The organism is Candidatus Polarisedimenticolia bacterium, from assembly GCA_036004685.1.
GTDB lineage: Bacteria > Acidobacteriota > Polarisedimenticolia > Gp22-AA2 > AA152 > DASYRE01.
In genome coordinates this window covers 38,508-53,217 of the sequence record DASYRE010000051.1, presented here as the reverse complement: position 1 = coordinate 53,217, position 14,710 = coordinate 38,508, and the positions used below count along the sequence as shown (strand labels likewise).

13 protein-coding genes and 1 pseudogene are annotated in these 14,710 nt (G+C 66.7%); 9 read left to right on the top strand and 5 right to left on the bottom strand.

Annotated elements, in window-relative coordinates:
• Positions 1-161: 161 nt before the first annotated feature.
• Positions 162-1,703 (top strand): annotated as a pseudogene (locus VGR67_14210) (ATP-binding protein).
• Positions 1,704-1,848: 145 nt separating this feature from the next.
• Here VGR67_14210 and VGR67_14205 read toward each other — a convergent pair.
• Both VGR67_14205 and VGR67_14200 read right to left on the bottom strand, forming a co-directional pair.
• On the bottom strand, positions 1,849-3,087 hold the full coding sequence (locus VGR67_14205) for an AI-2E family transporter (GenBank protein ID HEV8337563.1): 1,239 nt from the start codon (positions 3,085-3,087) through the stop codon (positions 1,849-1,851).
• Positions 3,088-3,093: 6 nt separating this feature from the next.
• Positions 3,094-3,309 (bottom strand): CsbD family protein, encoded by a 216-nt coding sequence (locus tag VGR67_14200; protein ID HEV8337562.1) that lies wholly within the window; start codon positions 3,307-3,309, stop codon positions 3,094-3,096.
• A gap of 433 nt (positions 3,310-3,742) precedes the next feature.
• Between VGR67_14200 and tmk the strand changes: the two genes are divergently transcribed.
• From tmk to VGR67_14165, 7 genes are read left to right on the top strand one after another with little or no spacing between them, the layout of a single operon-like run.
• Positions 3,743-4,435: a dTMP kinase gene (tmk, locus tag VGR67_14195; protein HEV8337561.1), complete on the top strand. Its 693-nt coding sequence runs from the start codon at positions 3,743-3,745 to the stop codon at positions 4,433-4,435.
• Positions 4,432-5,274 (top strand): thymidylate kinase, encoded by an 843-nt coding sequence (locus VGR67_14190; protein HEV8337560.1) that lies wholly within the window; start codon positions 4,432-4,434, stop codon positions 5,272-5,274. The genes tmk and VGR67_14190 overlap by 4 nt, the downstream gene beginning before the upstream one ends.
• Positions 5,271-5,783 carry a phosphohistidine phosphatase SixA gene (gene sixA, locus VGR67_14185; protein HEV8337559.1) on the top strand — a complete coding sequence of 171 codons (513 nt, stop codon included), beginning with the start codon at positions 5,271-5,273 and terminating at the stop codon, positions 5,781-5,783. The genes VGR67_14190 and sixA overlap by 4 nt, the downstream gene beginning before the upstream one ends.
• Before the next feature lie 45 nt (positions 5,784-5,828).
• A complete protein-coding gene (locus tag VGR67_14180; protein ID HEV8337558.1) occupies positions 5,829-7,382 on the top strand; it encodes a metallophosphoesterase in 1,554 nt (517 codons plus the stop codon).
• Positions 7,383-7,419: 37 nt separating this feature from the next.
• Positions 7,420-8,421, top strand: coding sequence for a hypothetical protein (locus tag VGR67_14175; GenBank protein ID HEV8337557.1), 1,002 nt, complete (start codon positions 7,420-7,422; stop codon positions 8,419-8,421).
• A complete protein-coding gene (locus VGR67_14170) occupies positions 8,418-9,203 on the top strand; it encodes a DUF4956 domain-containing protein (protein ID HEV8337556.1) in 786 nt (261 codons plus the stop codon). Before VGR67_14175 ends, VGR67_14170 begins: the two co-directional genes overlap by 4 nt.
• Before the next feature lie 15 nt (positions 9,204-9,218).
• Positions 9,219-10,139 carry a phospholipase D-like domain-containing protein gene (locus VGR67_14165; protein HEV8337555.1) on the top strand — a complete coding sequence of 307 codons (921 nt, stop codon included), beginning with the start codon at positions 9,219-9,221 and terminating at the stop codon, positions 10,137-10,139.
• Positions 10,140-10,182: 43 nt separating this feature from the next.
• On the opposite strand, the gene VGR67_14160 is transcribed toward VGR67_14165, so the two are convergent.
• On the bottom strand, positions 10,183-13,152 hold the full coding sequence (locus VGR67_14160) for a PAS domain S-box protein (GenBank protein HEV8337554.1): 2,970 nt from the start codon (positions 13,150-13,152) through the stop codon (positions 10,183-10,185).
• A gap of 49 nt (positions 13,153-13,201) precedes the next feature.
• Between VGR67_14160 and VGR67_14155 the strand changes: the two genes are divergently transcribed.
• Complete coding sequence (locus tag VGR67_14155) at positions 13,202-13,921, top strand: DUF4383 domain-containing protein (GenBank protein ID HEV8337553.1); 720 nt, start codon at positions 13,202-13,204, stop codon at positions 13,919-13,921.
• Positions 13,922-13,981: 60 nt separating this feature from the next.
• On the opposite strand, the gene VGR67_14150 is transcribed toward VGR67_14155, so the two are convergent.
• Positions 13,982-14,296, bottom strand: a complete 315-nt coding sequence (locus VGR67_14150; protein ID HEV8337552.1) for a DUF6496 domain-containing protein — start codon at positions 14,294-14,296, stop codon at positions 13,982-13,984.
• Positions 14,297-14,491: 195 nt separating this feature from the next.
• Positions 14,492-14,686: a hypothetical protein gene (locus VGR67_14145; protein HEV8337551.1), complete on the bottom strand. Its 195-nt coding sequence runs from the start codon at positions 14,684-14,686 to the stop codon at positions 14,492-14,494.
• Between the last annotated feature and the right edge of the window lie 24 nt (positions 14,687-14,710).

The window sequence follows — 14,710 nt, the reverse complement described above, 5'->3', positions numbered from 1 at the left end:
AGTGAGCCGGCCGACCCAAAGCGGAGAAGAAGGCCTCGTCGTGCTCCGGTCCCGCAAGACTCCGGAGCGGGGAATGGTGTCTGCGCGTGGGGGACGACCTTGGTAATTTGAAGAAATTACATTTTCATTATTGCTTCACGGCAACGGCGAGGAGCGAAGAAATGACAAAAGAGCAAAACGAGGAAGGGCTCGCGAGAAGACAAATCGATGCATTGCATGCCCGGGGGGGAGATCAGTTTCAGCGCCTGCTGGACAACCTCCCCGCGGCAGCCTACACCTGCGATCCTGACGGCCTCATCACTTATTTCAACCAGCACGCGGCCGACCTGTGGGGACACACTCCGAAGCTCGGAGATCCCCAAAGCCGCTTCTGCGGCTCGTTCCGGCTTTTTTCCAGCGATGGCGATCCGATCACTCACGATCAATGCTGGATGGCGCTCGCCTTGCAGAACAATCGCGAATTCCTGGGCGAGGAAATCGTCATCGAGCGGCCCGACGGAAAGCGGTTCACCGCTCTCGCCCATGCCTATCCGTTCCGGGACGACTCGGGCACGCTTCTCGGCGCCGTCAACGTTCTGGTGGACGTGAGCGAGCTGAAGCAAGCCGAAGAGAAGCTGAAGAAGGCGGATCGCGCCAAGAACGAGTTCCTGGCCACCCTGGCGCACGAGCTGCGGAACCCGCTCGCGCCGATCCGCAACGCCGTCCAGGTGCTCCATCTCAAGGGCGGGCTGATTCCGGAGCTGCAATGGGCCCTGGGCGTCATCGACCGGCAAGTCCAGCAGATGGCCCGGCTCATCGAGGACCTGCTCGACGTGGCGCGCATCAGCGGGGACAAGCTGGAGCTGCGCCGGGAGCGGGTCGAGCTGGCCGAAGTGATCGAGGAGGCGGTCGAGACGAGCCGGCCGGTCATCGACGCCTGCGGGCATGAATTCATCGTGACCGCCGCGTCGCGCCCGATCTTCCTGGACGGCGACCTCACCCGGCTGGCGCAGGTGATCTCGAACCTGCTCGGCAATGCCGCCAAGTACACGGAGAGGGGCGGAAGGATTTGGCTGACCGCCGATCGGGAAGGAAACGACGCGGTCGTCAAGGTGCGGGACAACGGGATCGGCATCCCTGCCGCGATGATGCCCCACATCTTCGAGATGTTCACCCAGGTGGACCGTTCCCTGAACCGCTCCCGGGGCGGGCTGGGAATCGGCCTGACCCTGGTGCGGAGGCTGGTCGACCTGCACGGTGGAACGATCGACGTCCACAGCGAGGGGGAAGGGAAGGGGAGCGAGTTCGTCGTCCACCTCCCGGTCGCCACCCAGCCGGTGGAGATACGACAGAAGGCGGCCCTGGGCGAGGAGCGGGCGGTCCTTCCCGAGTCCTCCCTGCGCATCCTGGTCGTGGACGACATCCCGGACTGCGCCACCAGCCTGGGGCTGCTCCTGGGGAACCTCGGCAACGACGTGCGCACGACTCACGATGGCCTGGCGGCGATCGCCGCGGCGGAGGAGTACCGCCCCGACGTCGTTCTCCTCGACATCGGCCTGCCCAAGATGAGCGGCTACGACGCGGCCCGAGAGATCCGCCGCCAGCCCTGGGGGAAGGACATCGTCTTGATCGCCCTGACGGGGTGGGGCGAGGAAAAGGACGTCCGCCTCGCGCAGGAGGCGGGTTTCGACCACCACCTGGTCAAGCCCGCCGATCCGGCAGTCCTGACGCGGATCCTCGCCTCCGTCAAGCAGTCCGCCTCCTCTCCGCCATCGGTCCCGGCTCCGAAGGCGCCGCGGGTCCACCGACGCCGCCGGCTCGCGGCGTCGAACGCAACCGCGGGCGATTCCCGTTCCGAAGGCCCGACGATCATTCGCCCAGCAGCTCGCCGATGGGATGAAGCGCGTCAACCCGGTCGCACACCGCCTTCATGGCCGTCATCATCGGCACGGCCAGTAGCATCCCCGCGACTCCCCAGATCCAGGACCAAAAGAACAGGCCGATGAACACGGCCACCTGATTCATCCGCACCGCCAACCCCGTCAGCCAGGGCGCCAGCAGCCACCCTTCCAGCGTCGCAATCAGCAGGACGACCCCCGCGACGGCCGCCGTCATCGACAGCGTCCCGAATTGCAGGAAGGCGACGATGCCCACCGCCACGTTCACGGCGAGGGGTCCGAAGTAGGGGATGGTGTTGAAGACGGCCGCGATCAGGCCCCAGAAAGCGGCCTGCTGGACGCCGAGCCACGTCAGGGCGCCCCAGGTCGCCAGCCCCACGGTCGCGCTCTTGAAGAACGTGACGAGCAGATACCGGGTGATCTGGCGGTCGATGTCCTCGAGGATGAGAAGGCTCATCTTCTTCTTCGACAAGGCCGGTCCCACGATCTTCACCATTTTCCGCCGGAACAGGTCTCCCGAGAGCAGGAGGAAGAAGACGAAGAAGAAGACGATCACGGCCTGGAGGGTCAGACCGAGCATCTGCGTGCCGCCCCAAAGGAGATGGTCGGCGGCGCGGAACGGGGGCTGCTCGACCTGGACCCGCATCACTCCCTGCGGCGGCGGCTCGGCGGCGGTGGTTTCGGTCGCCGCCTTCTCGATCTGGGTCGCGGCCTCTTGGACTTTCTCGATGGGACTGATTCCGGTCTGCGCTCTCAGGACGAGGCGCAGCCTGCGAGCCGCCTCGGGAAGGACGTCGACGGCCTGCATCGCCTCATCGCGCAGGTTGTAGACGGTGACGCCGCCGAGGACCAGGAGACCCAGCATCAAAACGGTCACCGCGAGCGACCGGGGGATCCGCAGCCGCACGAGGAGACGCACCACCGGCTCGAGGGTGTAGGAGATGAAGGTTCCGAGGACGAGGGGAATCAGGAAGGCCTTGGCAGTTTGGAGCGTGAAGACCAGCAGGAGGATTGTCAGCAGCGTGAGGGGCCACCGGAGCCGGGGTCTCAGGGGACCGGTCGCTTTCTCCTGGCCGGGAGAAGCGCCGGTCCCCGTATCCGTCTGAAGAGTGTCTCGCGCCTCGGTCAGAGAGCCTGGCTCTTCACCGGAAGACGCTTGTCGCTCTCCTTGCGGGACTAGCCGACGCCAAACGTCGGCTTTCGACCCCATGTCGTTCTACGCATCCGAATCGGATGTGTAGTTGCTCAGGCGGCGATCCAGCTCATCCTCGGCCCGATCTTTCGCGTACCCATATCGAGTCTGCAGGTAGCCGAGAAGCCGGTCTCGCTTGCCCGCGATCTTGTCGAGATCGTCGTCGGTGAGCTTTCCCCACCATTCCTTCACCTTGCCCCGGAGCTGCGTCCACTTGCCCTCGAGAATGTCGCTGTTCATCGGATTTCTCCTTCTCCCGGGCTGCTGAAACCCCGGGTGCCTGGGCGCTTGCTCCCCATGGCCTCCGATCGATGCGTTCGAGCGAGGCCAACGTCGGCGTATTTCGCAAGGGGCATGCCACTCGCTGAAAGGGCTGAGCGGGCCCGCTCCAGCGCCTTGGGCACCCTTTTCCCGCGATCCAGGGCCTTTCCGGACGCCCGAAGGCGCTGTATTTTCTACAAATCGCAGGCGCCGAAGCTGCCCGTGACGTGGCGCGGGCTGGGCGGGAGGGCGCCAAGAAATTGCCAGGGAATTGCCGGGGCACGGTTTGCGAGGGGCGCGCGGGCGGGGAATCGCTCTGGGTCTCCGGGAGGATGAACGGCGCAGCGCTTGCATGATGAAAGTCGTTCGGTGATCCCGAAGCGGACGTTGCATTTTCGAAAAGGGGCCGATCATGGTGCGGGTTCGGGCACAAAGGCGCGAGGCTCCCCGCGGCAGGCTCATCGTGGTGGAGGGGATCGACGGGTCCGGAAAGAGCACTCAGATCCAGCTCCTGCAGAAGTGGCTCCTGTCGCTCGGCGTCGAGGTCTCCTTCACCGAATGGAACTCCTCCAGCCTCGTCCGGCAGGCGACCAAGCGAGGCAAGAAGAAGAACCTCCTGACGCCGAGCACCTTCAGCCTGTTGCACGCCACCGACTTCGCCGACCGCCTGACGTACCACATCACCCCCTATCTAAAAGCGGGAATGACCGTTCTCGCCGACCGTTACGTCTACACGGCGCTCGCTCGCGACTTGGCGCGCGGCGTTCATCCGCAATGGGTGCGTGACCTGTACTCCTTCGCCGTGGAGCCCGATCTCATCCTCTATTTCCGCGTTCCTCTCGACGTGGCGGTGGAGAGGATCCTCGGGAGCCGGGACAAGATCAAGTTCTATGAGGCCGGGATGGACCTCGGGCTGAGCGAGAATCCGGTCGAGAGCTTTCGCCTCTTCCAGGGAAGAGTCCTGAAGGAATACGATCGCATGGCGCCGCAGTACCGGTTCCAAGTCGTCGACGGAACCCGGAGCATCGACAGCCAGCAGCAGCGGGTGAGACTGCACGTGAACCGGCTGCTGTCGCTGGGCGAGGAGAGGGAGGCGTGGGCATGAGCGGAAATCCATCCAGCCGGCCCCAGTTCGGCTACGGCCTGCCGTACCTCGATCTGGCGAATCTCAACGGCACGCTGATCACGATCGAGGGAACCGACGGGGTCGGACGCTCCGTCCAGGTGAGCCTGCTGAAGGAGTGGCTCGAAGTCCAGGGCTACGGCGTGATCGAGACGGGGTGGACGCGCTCGGAGCTGATGTCCGAGACGATCGGCGCCGCCAAGGCCGGACACCGGCTGAACCAGCTCACCTTCAGCCTGCTGTACGCGACCGATTTCGCCGACCGGATGGAGAAGATCATCATCCCGGCGCTGCGCTCGGGATTCGTCGTCCTGGCCGACCGGTACATGTACACCGCTTTCGCCCGCAGCGTGGTGCGCGGGGCGGATCCGGCCTGGATCCGGAACGTCTTCGGCTTCGCGCTCGTCCCCGAGCTCGTCCTTTACCTCAAGATCGACGTCGACACCCTGCTCCCCCGGGTCCTGCGGGCTCGCGGAATCGATTACTGGGAGGCGGGGATGGACCTGCACCTAGGCATGGATCTCTTCGAGTCGTTCCGCAAATATCAATGGCGGCTCATCCGCGAGTACAACCGGATGTCCCGGGAATTCGGCTTCGTGACGGTCGACGCCACCCGGAGCGAGGCGGAGATTCAGGCGAGGATCCGCCGGCGCGTGCAGTCGCTGCTGGAGAGGAGAAGGGTGACCACGCTGACGGAGAGCCTCGCGGCCCTGCGCCCCTTGCTCTTCGAGCCGGAACCGGCGATGAGAAAAGCGGGGAGGGGAACACCCCCTCCGGACCGCCAAGCGGCCGACGGAAGCCCTGAAGGAGAACTTCCATGAAACTCTACCTCCTCCGCCACGCCATCGCCTGCGCCCGGGATCCGCACCGCTTTCCGGACGACGATGCCCGGCCGCTGACGCGGCGCGGGCGGCTGCGCATGCGCGCCGCGGCGGGAGGGCTGCGCAAGCTCGGGATCGAGCCGAAGGTGATTCATTCCAGCCCCTTGGTCCGCGCCAAGCAGACGGCCGATATCGTCGCTGCCGCGATGAAACCGAAGGCCAAGGTCCGCGTCGAGCAGGCGCTCGCGCCGGGACGGGATCCGTTCCGCATCATCCGATCCCTGAAGAACAAGAACGGCCGGGACGAAATCGTCCTCGTGGGCCACGAGCCGGATCTCTCGAAGTTCGCCGGCCTCCTGCTCAGCGGCGCCCCCGCCGTCATGATGAAGTGGAAGAAGGGGGGATTGTGCTGCATCGAGTTGCCGGACAGTCCGGCCCCGGGAGGAGGCCGGCTCCTGTTCCAAGCCACGCCGCGCATGCTCCGCATGCTCGGCTCACGAAAGCCCTAGAGAAAGCCTTTCCCGCGATGCGAGGAAAAGCTTCGGGATGGTTCCATGAGATACGGTCGAGAAGCACGGACGCTGGCATTTTCGCTTCTGATCTTCGTGCAGTTCGGGCACGGCTGCCCGACCAAGGCGCCGCCCCCTCCGGCTGAAGTCCATCCGGCCGCGGCGGAGTTCCAGGCGGGCCTCCAGAGGTACGTGGAGGCGACCGGCCCGCTGCGCCAGGAGGCGGAGAAGAAGTACCCCGCGGGCAAGACCCCTGAGGAGCAGGCGAAGGCGGTGGAGCGGCGGCGCGGACTGCTCGCCGTCAGCATCAGGTCCATGCGTGCCCGGGCGAAGCTGGGCGATCTCTTCACCGTCCCCGGTAGCGATTACATCAAGAAGCAGCTCGCGGCGGCATTCAGCGGGCCCGCCTCGGGGGCGATCCGCGACGGGATGGAGGAGCAGAACGATCCCTCGATCTACAAGACGACGCCCTCCCAGATCGCGCTGAACCGCCGACTGTCGATTCCTTCCGTCCCCGGGGTCCTTCTCGAAGACCTCCCGGCCGTCCCGGATCAGCTCGAGTACCGCTTCGCCGGCCGGACGCTGGTGCTCGCGGACAAGGAGGCGGGCGTCGTGCTCGACTACCTCCCGGGCGCCTTCCCGGAACCGCCGGCGAAGTCCCCGCCGACGACGGCCGCTCCCGCCTCCGCCCCCAGGACCTTCGCTTATTTCGCCATGCCCGAGAGGCTCCGCTCCGTGCGCTTCGCGGTCCTCGGCGACACCGGCACGGGCGACGCGAACCAGCGGAAGGTCGCGGACATGCTCTGGAGCTTCTACTCGATGGGCCACCACTTCAAGTTCATCCTGATGCTGGGCGACAACCTCTACGCGGGGCTGGAGTCGGCAGCCGACTACAACCGGCAGTTCACGACGCCTTACAAAAGGTTCCTCGACGCCCGGATCCAGTTCCACGCCACGCTCGGGAACCACGATCTCGCGGGCCAGGCTGATTTCAAGCCGTTCAGCATGGGAGGCCACCCCTATTACTCGTTCAAGGAAGGGAACATGAAATTCGTCTCCTTGAACAGCAACCAGCCGAGCGATCCGGAGCAGCTCGCCTGGATGGAGAAGGAGTTCTCGGGCGAGAACGGCTGGCGCATCTGCTTCTTCCACCATCCCCTCTATTCCTCGGGCTACCACGCGAAGGAATCGGTGGGGATCCGGGCGCTGCTCGAAGAGCCGCTCGTGAACAACAAGGTCAACGTCGTCTTCAACGGTCACGAGCACTTCTACGAGCGCCCGAAGCCCCAGAGGGGGATCCACTACTTCGTCGCCGGGGCCTCGGCCAAGGTGCGCCGCGGCGATCTCCGCCCGCACGACTTCACCGCCTTCGGCTACGATGCCGACAACTCGCTCATGATCGTCGAGATCGCCGGGGACGATCTGTTCTTCCAGACGCTGGCCGCCTCGGGCAGGACGATCGACTGCGGGGTCATCTATCGAACCCCGGAAGCGGAAGCGAAGGATTCGAAAGACAACCAGACGCGGGAGTGGCTGCGGGGATGCGATGCGGCGCGCGCCTGGATGCGCGGCCCGGCGCCTCTGGCGGCGGGACCTTGACGGCGCCGGGAGAAGCGGCCAGGTTCCGGAGATGACGATGATGCCGCGCTTCTCGCGATTCTCCGCGCGGACGATGAGCCGGCCGGCGGCGGCCCGGCGCGCGTTCCTGTCGGCGGCGCTTCCGGTCCTGCTGGTGGTCTACGTCGGCGCCGGAGGCCGGCGCGACGCGGCGCCGCGCCCCGCCGAAGGAGGAAAGCGGCTGGCGGAGCTCTGGCAGGAGCCCGCCGACATCCGGGCGCGGGACCTCTACTTCGGCCCGGGAGGACCGGACCTTGCTCCCCGGTCCGGCGCGACCTACCGCGTGATCGGACTCGACAAGACAGGCCACAGCAGCGGCTACGACGTGGTCGATGCCCAGGGTAAAGAATGGGCCGTGAAAGTGGGCGAGGAGGCCCAGTCGGACGTCGTCGTCTCCCGGATCCTGTGGGCGATCGGCTATCATCAGCCCGCCACCTACTTCGTGCCGGAGTGGAACGTGAGCGGCCGGGGGATGGAGAAGCCGCCGCCGGGGCGCTTCCGGCTCTCCTCGGACCACAAGGTGATCGGCGAATGGTCCTGGACGGACAATCCTTTCGAAGACACCCGCCCCTTCCGGGGGCTCGTCGTCGCGAACCTGGTCCTGAACAACTGGGACTTCACGAAGAGCAACACCCGGATCTACAAGGTGAAGAAGAAATCGGGCGGGTTCCCGGCGCGGCGGTACGTCGTCCAGGACGTCGGCGGATCGCTCGGGAGGACGAAATGGCCCATCGGGACGCGGAACAACGTGGATGACTTCGAAAGCGAGAGGCTGATCCGGGGCGTACGGGACGGGCGCGTCGATTTCGCGTACAAGGCGCGGCACCGCCTGCTGGTGAAGGACTTCGAGGTCGCCGACGTCGTCTGGGCCTGCCGCCTTCTCGATCGCCTGAGCGCCTCCCAGCTCGACGACGCGTTCCGCGCCGCCGGCTATCCCCCGCCCATCCGGGCGCGCTACGTCCGGAAGATTCGCTCGAAGATCCAGGAAGGGCTGGCGCTCGGGGAAGGGCGGAGCTCGTGAGACGGCCGCTTCGAGCGGCGCGGGGGGCGGCGGTCTTCTGCCTCCTCCTGGCGATCGCCTTCGGCGTCCTCGCCGCCGGGGACCAGCCGGACCGGGACTCCTCACCGGAGAATTTCGGCTTTCTGGGCGGGGCCGAGAACACGCCGGGCGGGGTCAAGGAGGAGCTGAAATCCGCAGCCATCCGCCTGCCGATCGCCGCCATTCTCGGAACGCTGCTGGCGCTGCGGCCGCGCCGGCGAGGGACGCCCCCGCGCCATCCGGCCGTGATCCAGACGCAGATCGTCCTGGCGATCGTCGGCGCCGTCATCATGCTGGTGGTCGGCGCGAGCCTGGCGCGGGCGTTCGGCATCGTCGGCGTCGCCAGCCTGATCCGGTATCGCTCCAAGATCGACGATCCCAAGGATGCCGTGGTGATGCTCGGCGCCCTGGCGGTCGGACTCGCCGCGGGCTGCGGCCTCCTGGTGCTGGGCGGCTTCGGGACCCTGTTCCTGACCGTCACGCTCTGGGTGATCGAAAGCTTCGAGCTGCAGACGCGGAGCTTCGAGCTGGCGGTGAAGTTCGGGGAGAAGAGCGCGGAGCTGCGGCCCAAGATGGAGGCGATCCTGCGCCGGTTCAAGACCGACTTCGAGCTGCGCGGGTCGTCGGAGGAGGAGGTCTCCTACTTCGTCACGGCGCCGATCGAAGTGCAAACCGATCGCGTCTCAAACGCCTTGATGTCGCTGGTCCCGGAAGGGAAGGGCGGCGTGGAGTGGAAAGAGAAGTCGAAGGCCAAGAACAAGTAGCCCGGGGGGACCAGAGTGAAGCTGATCGTTCAGCCGGAGGCCGGCGTCGTCCCGATCGTCCAGATCATCAGGAGCGCGCGCGTCTCGATCGACGTCTGCATCTTCCGGTTCGATCGCAAGGCGATCGAGCGGGCGCTGGCGGCCTCCGTGCACCGCGGCGTGCGCGTCCGCGCGCTCATCGCACACGCCAAGGGAGACCGGGCGGAGGGCCTGCGGAAGCTGGAGGAGCGGCTGCTCGCCTCGGGCGTCATGGTCGCCCGGACCCTGGACGATCTTCTCCGCTATCACAGCAAGTTCATGGTGGTCGACGACACGCTTCACCTGCTCGGATTCAACTTCACGAAGAACGACATCAAGCGCTGCCGCAGCTTCGGCATCGCCACGAAGGATCGGAAGAGTGTCCAGGAAGCCCTCCGGCTGTTCGAAGCCGACTGCACGCGGCAGACCTACACGCCCTCGGCGAAGTCCAACCTGGTGATCAGTCCCGACGGGGCGCGGATCGTGCTCGAGAGGTTCATCCGGGAAGCCCGCCGCGACCTGGCGATCTACGACGCGCGGATCCAGGATCCCGTGATCATCAGCCTGCTGGAGGAGAGGGCGCGGAAGGGGGTTCAGGTCCGCGTCCTCGGTGGCATGCGCGCGGCCAGCGGGGAGATCGAAGTCCATCCGCTCAAGGGATTGCGGCTGCACGTGCGGGCGATCGTGCGCGACGGGACCCGGGCCTTCGTGGGGAGCCAGAGCCTGCGGAAGCAGGACCTCGACAAGCGGCGGGAAGTGGGGTTGATCATCGGCAACCCCGGGATCACGCGCGCCTTGAAGCAGGTCTTCGAAACCGACTGGTCGGTGTCGGCCAGGGGGAAGGAGAAGGAGAAAGAAAAGGAGTCGGCCAAGGAGGTGGAGGCGAAGGAGGAGGGGCCCCCCGGGGCCAGGGCCTAGGGCGGGGGGCTGCCGAGGCAGTCGGCGGCGCGCGTCTCTCAGGTCACCCGGGGCCGCGCAGAATGCTGGCGCTTTGCAACACCGCCTGGAGCCTTTCGGCGGTCACCGGCTTGACGAGGTGGTGATCGAAGCCGGCGGCGCGCGCGCGCTGGCGATGCTCCTCGGTCGCGTACCCGGTCATGGCCACCATCAGCATTCCTTTCAAGTCCTGCTCGCTGCGCAGCCGCTCGGCCACCTCGTAGCCGTTCATCGAAGGCATCCCGATGTCGAGGATCAGGACGTCCGGACGGATCCGGCGCGCCGCCTCGATGGCGGAGCGGCCGTCGTGGACCATGTGGGCTTCGTAACCCAGGACGCCGAGAAGCATGATGGTGCTCTCGGCCAGGTCGACGACGTCGTCCACGACGAGGACCCGCACGCGTCGCAAGGGCGCCGGCGCCTTTCCGGGAGCCTCCGGCACGATCCAAGCCCCGGCCTCTTCGCGCCGCCCTCCGCGGACCTCGCCGGGCGGCAGCGATGCGGCGGGCCGCGGGGCGCCAATCGGCAGGCGCACGGTGAACTCGCTTCCCCGGCCCGTCCCCTCGCTGTGCGCCGACACCTCTCCGCCGTGGGACTCCGCGAGCTTCTGGACCAGATACAACCCGATTCCCAGTCCCCCCTGCGCGCGGCCGATGGCTGTATCGACCTGCGTGAACACGTCGAAGACCCGAGGCAGCATCTCGGGAGAAATCCCGATGCCGGTGTCGCGGACGCTCAGGACGACCCGTTCGGGCTTTCCCCAGGCCGGCTCCGTCGTCGCCCTCAGCCAGATGCGCCCTCCGGGCTGCGTGTACTTCGCGGCATTCGTCAGGAGGTTCACCAGGATCTGCTCGAGGCGCACCGGGTCCGCCTCGAGCCGGATCGGCGCGGGGATATCGACACTCAGCTCGTGGCCGCGCTCCTTCAGGAGCGCCCGCGTGCCGGCGACGACGGCGTCGATCACCGCCGCCAAGTCGAGGGACTCCTTCTTCAGGGCGATGCTCCCGCGGGACAGGCGGGAGACGTTCAGAAGGTCGTCGACCATGCGCGCCAGGACGGCGGACTGGTGGGCGATCATGCCGCGCATCTTCGCGGCCTGCGGATCGCCCTCGCCGATCCGGTCCAGGACCTGGCTCGCCCCGGAGATCACCGAAAGAGGGTTGCGCAGCTCGTGGGCCAGGACCCCCAGGAATTCGTCCTTGCGGCGGTCGGCTTCGCGGAGAGCTTCTTCGGCATGCCGGCGATCGGTGATGTCGAGCGCCAGGCCCGCCACGCGCCGGATCTCCCCCGCCGGGCCCGGAATCGGGAACTCGCGGCTCAGCACCCATCGCATCGAGCCGTCGGGCCGCAGGACGCGATACTCCAGGACGGTCGCCTCGCCCTGGTTTTGGCGTTCCAGGGCGGCGATCACCTTGTCGCGATCCTCCGGGTGGATCGCCTCCAGGTAGCTCATGGGCTCCTCGTAGAGGCTGCGCAGCGGCCGTCCCCAGATCTCGCGGTAGGCGGGGCTCACGTAGAGCATCCGGAAAGGGGACCGCTCGGTTATCCAGAAGACGGAATCGAGGTTTCCCGCCAGCTGGCGGAACCGCTCCTCGCTCAGCCGCAGGGCCCGCTCGACCCTTTTGCGCTCGCTGATGTCGCGCGCGATCACCGACGCGCCGAGGATCTGGCCGGTGGAGCTTCGCAGCGGCGCGATGCTGAGGGAGACCTCGATGGCGCGGCCGTCCTTGCGGACGCGCACCGTCTCGAGCCGCCGGATCTGCTTGCCTTCCCGGATTTGGGCAAGGACGTCCGAGAACTCGTGGGCCCGCGCTGAGGGAAGCAGCAGGGCGACCGATTTCCCGAGCACCTCTTTGGCCCGGTAACCGTACATGCGCTCGGCCGCTGCGTTCCAGCTCAGGATCGTCCCGTCGAGCGTCTTGCTGAGGATGGCGTCCTCCGTCGATTCGACGACCGCCGCGAGCAACGTCTTCGTCTCTTCCTCGCGCCGGCGCGCAGTGATGTCCTCCGCCGCGCTGTAGAGGCGGACCACCCGCGATTCGCCCGAGTCCCAGATCGGATGCGCCAGATGGCGGATCCAGCGGATCTCGCAATGCTTCGTGAGAATCCGGAACTCGTTCGTCTGGGGCTCGTTCGACAGGACGCGCCGGAGCCGCTCGCGGACTTCCGCGTGGTCGTCGGGATGGACGAGCGCCAGCCAGCCGCTCGGTCCTTTGATCTCCTCCAGCGCGTACCCGGTCAGCGCGGTGAATCCTTCGGTGATGCTCTCGACGGTAATCGTCCCGTCGCGGTTCACCCGGCTCGAGGCGGTGAAGTGCGAGGTCATCTCGGCGATCAGGCGGTGGCGCTCCTCGCTGGCCCGCAGGTCCCGCTCGATCCGCTCCCGCTCGACGATCACCCGTTGAAGCTCTTCGTTGCGCCTCTGCTGCTCTTCGTTGCGCCTCGAAAGCTCTTCATCGGTCCCCTGCAGCTTCTCCTGGGCCGCATGCATCTCCCGTTCCGTCTTGTCGAGCTTCAGGTTCATGTCCCGGGAGGCCGCGAACACGCGCTCGTCGCCGGGATCGGGGGAGGGCGGAGATTCGTCACGCTTCGCGGCGGGCGAATCGGGCCCGAAAAGAACCAGGAACCACATTCCCGTCGCGCCCGCGGCCCGCATCGGCACCACGTCGAGATCGATGGCGCGAGCGCCGAGGTCGTCTTCGAGTCGCGCGCCCACCCGGCGCTGCGCCGCGCCGGTCTTTTTCGCGCGGCGTACGAGATCGCGCAGCTCGGAAGCGAGGCGCCCGCGCGCCAGGCGCAGCAGATTAAAAGTCGTCGGCCCGGGCGGCTGCTCCAGATAGGGGCCGGTAAGGCCGCAGAACTGCACGACGTTCAGGTCGCCGTCGATCAGGACGCCGCCGGGGGAATGACCGTCGAGGACGATCTGATCGGCTTTTCTTTGGATCGCTTCGGGGGCGGGATTGGGAGTTGCCGGCGAGCCACCGGCCGCTGGCACCGGCTCCTCGCCAGGATGACGCAAGTTCTTGCCTTTACGGGGAGGAGTCATGTCGCCGGTCGGGAGCCTCCGAGTCGAGTGGATTCATGGCGGTCTCCTTGGCAAGTCCCGCGAACAGCCTGCCTGGCGCTTATTCCAGCGAACCGGTTCCCGGCTGATCCTTCCCAATTCTATGTCAGTAATGCCCCGAATTTCACCTCGAAACAAGCCAAAAGGGACAGACTCGATCGTTTTCAAAGCGTCACGCTTCGATTTTCAGGCACGCCGGTGGCACAGTCCTTGCTGGCTTTCTGGGATGCCGGCTCGATGGAGCCGAGCCAGAGAAGCTCCTTCGACGGCTCGCCGCCCTTCCTTTCCAGAACGCAAGCAAGGAGGAATTATCGCAAGAACCTGGTACAAGATCTCCGGAATCGTCCTGATCCTGGTGGGGATTGCCGGGTTCGCCCGACCGGACCTTCTCGGCATGCACCTCACGCCGATTCACAACGCGGTTCACCTGCCCGGCGGCCTCATCGCGGTGGCGGTCGGATTCGCTGGGAGCTTCAGCGCGGCGCGGGCCTTCTGCCTGACGTTCGGCGCGATCTATTTGCTCCTGGGAATCCTGGGATTCGCCGCCCCCCAGGTGGTGGCGCGCCTCCTCCAGGCGCGCGCCGGCGGACTCGGGCCCGACAACGTCGTGCATCTCGTCCTCGGCGCGGCGTTCCTGATCTTCGGCCTGATGCAGGCCGCGGCGCTTCCGGCGCAAGTCGCTTCGCGATCGTCCCGGTAGGATGGAAGGAATCACCCGGGCGGGAGTGGAATGGCTCCGCCCGGGGGGAGGGTTGGAGAATCAGGCGGCGCGATGGTGGCTGCGGCTTCCGCTGCGCGACGATCGGCTGCGGCTCCGGGAGGGAACTTTCCCGCCCTTGCGCCGGGCTTCGGAGAGACCGATGGCGATAGCCTGGTCGCGGCTCTTGACTCTCTTGCCCGAGCGCCCCGACTTCAGCTGGCCTCGCTTGTACTCGTGCATCGCTCTCTCGACCTTCTGCGAAGCGAGATCGCCGTAGCGCTTCTTCCCGCCTCGCTTGCGGCTCGATCCGGAGCTGCCGCTGCGGCTCGATCCGGATCGGCTGCGGGTGGATCCCGATTTGCTTTTCTGGGGCATCACGCCCTCCTTTCCCGCGTATCGTGTCGCGTCTCCGAAATCCTGTTCCAGGAGGCGGGCCGACCCACGGCGGATTCAAGCCGCCGGGCGTCAATCCATCCCGTCTCGCGTTGGACCCGCGGTGCTCCGGCGTGCCTTGCGATCCGGGCAGCCTCGACGGTCCCGAAGCTAAGGTAATTTCGGAGACGCGCCACTCTAGCTGCGGCGATCCTTGTCCCGGTCCCGATCGCGATCCTGGTTACCCTGGCCGCGCCCGGGGCCCTGCCGTTGATCCTGGCCGCCCGGAGGGTTCGAGGGCCGGCGGCCCTGGTCGCCGCCGGAGGGGTCTTCTCTGCGATTCTGATTCGGGTCGCGATTCGAACGATCGGGGTCGTTGTTCGGCTCGGTCATGGTCGTCTCCTAGACGAGTGAGTG

Excerpts from the sequence above, each read along its gene's own strand:
- VGR67_14205 (HEV8337563.1), bottom strand. The coding sequence starts at position 3,087 with ATGGGGTCGAAAGCCGACGTTTGGCGTCGGCTAGTCCCGCAAGGAGAG.
- VGR67_14200 (HEV8337562.1), bottom strand. The coding sequence starts at position 3,309 with ATGAACAGCGACATTCTCGAGGGCAAGTGGACGCAGCTCCGGGGCAAG.
- tmk (HEV8337561.1), top strand. The coding sequence starts at position 3,743 with ATGGTGCGGGTTCGGGCACAAAGGCGCGAGGCTCCCCGCGGCAGGCTC.
- VGR67_14190 (HEV8337560.1), top strand. The coding sequence starts at position 4,432 with ATGAGCGGAAATCCATCCAGCCGGCCCCAGTTCGGCTACGGCCTGCCG.
- sixA (HEV8337559.1), top strand. The coding sequence starts at position 5,271 with ATGAAACTCTACCTCCTCCGCCACGCCATCGCCTGCGCCCGGGATCCG.
- VGR67_14180 (HEV8337558.1), top strand. The coding sequence starts at position 5,829 with ATGAGATACGGTCGAGAAGCACGGACGCTGGCATTTTCGCTTCTGATC.
- VGR67_14175 (HEV8337557.1), top strand. The coding sequence starts at position 7,420 with ATGATGCCGCGCTTCTCGCGATTCTCCGCGCGGACGATGAGCCGGCCG.
- VGR67_14155 (HEV8337553.1), top strand. The coding sequence starts at position 13,202 with ATGTCGCCGGTCGGGAGCCTCCGAGTCGAGTGGATTCATGGCGGTCTC.
- VGR67_14150 (HEV8337552.1), bottom strand. The coding sequence starts at position 14,296 with ATGCCCCAGAAAAGCAAATCGGGATCCACCCGCAGCCGATCCGGATCG.
- VGR67_14145 (HEV8337551.1), bottom strand. The coding sequence starts at position 14,686 with ATGACCGAGCCGAACAACGACCCCGATCGTTCGAATCGCGACCCGAAT.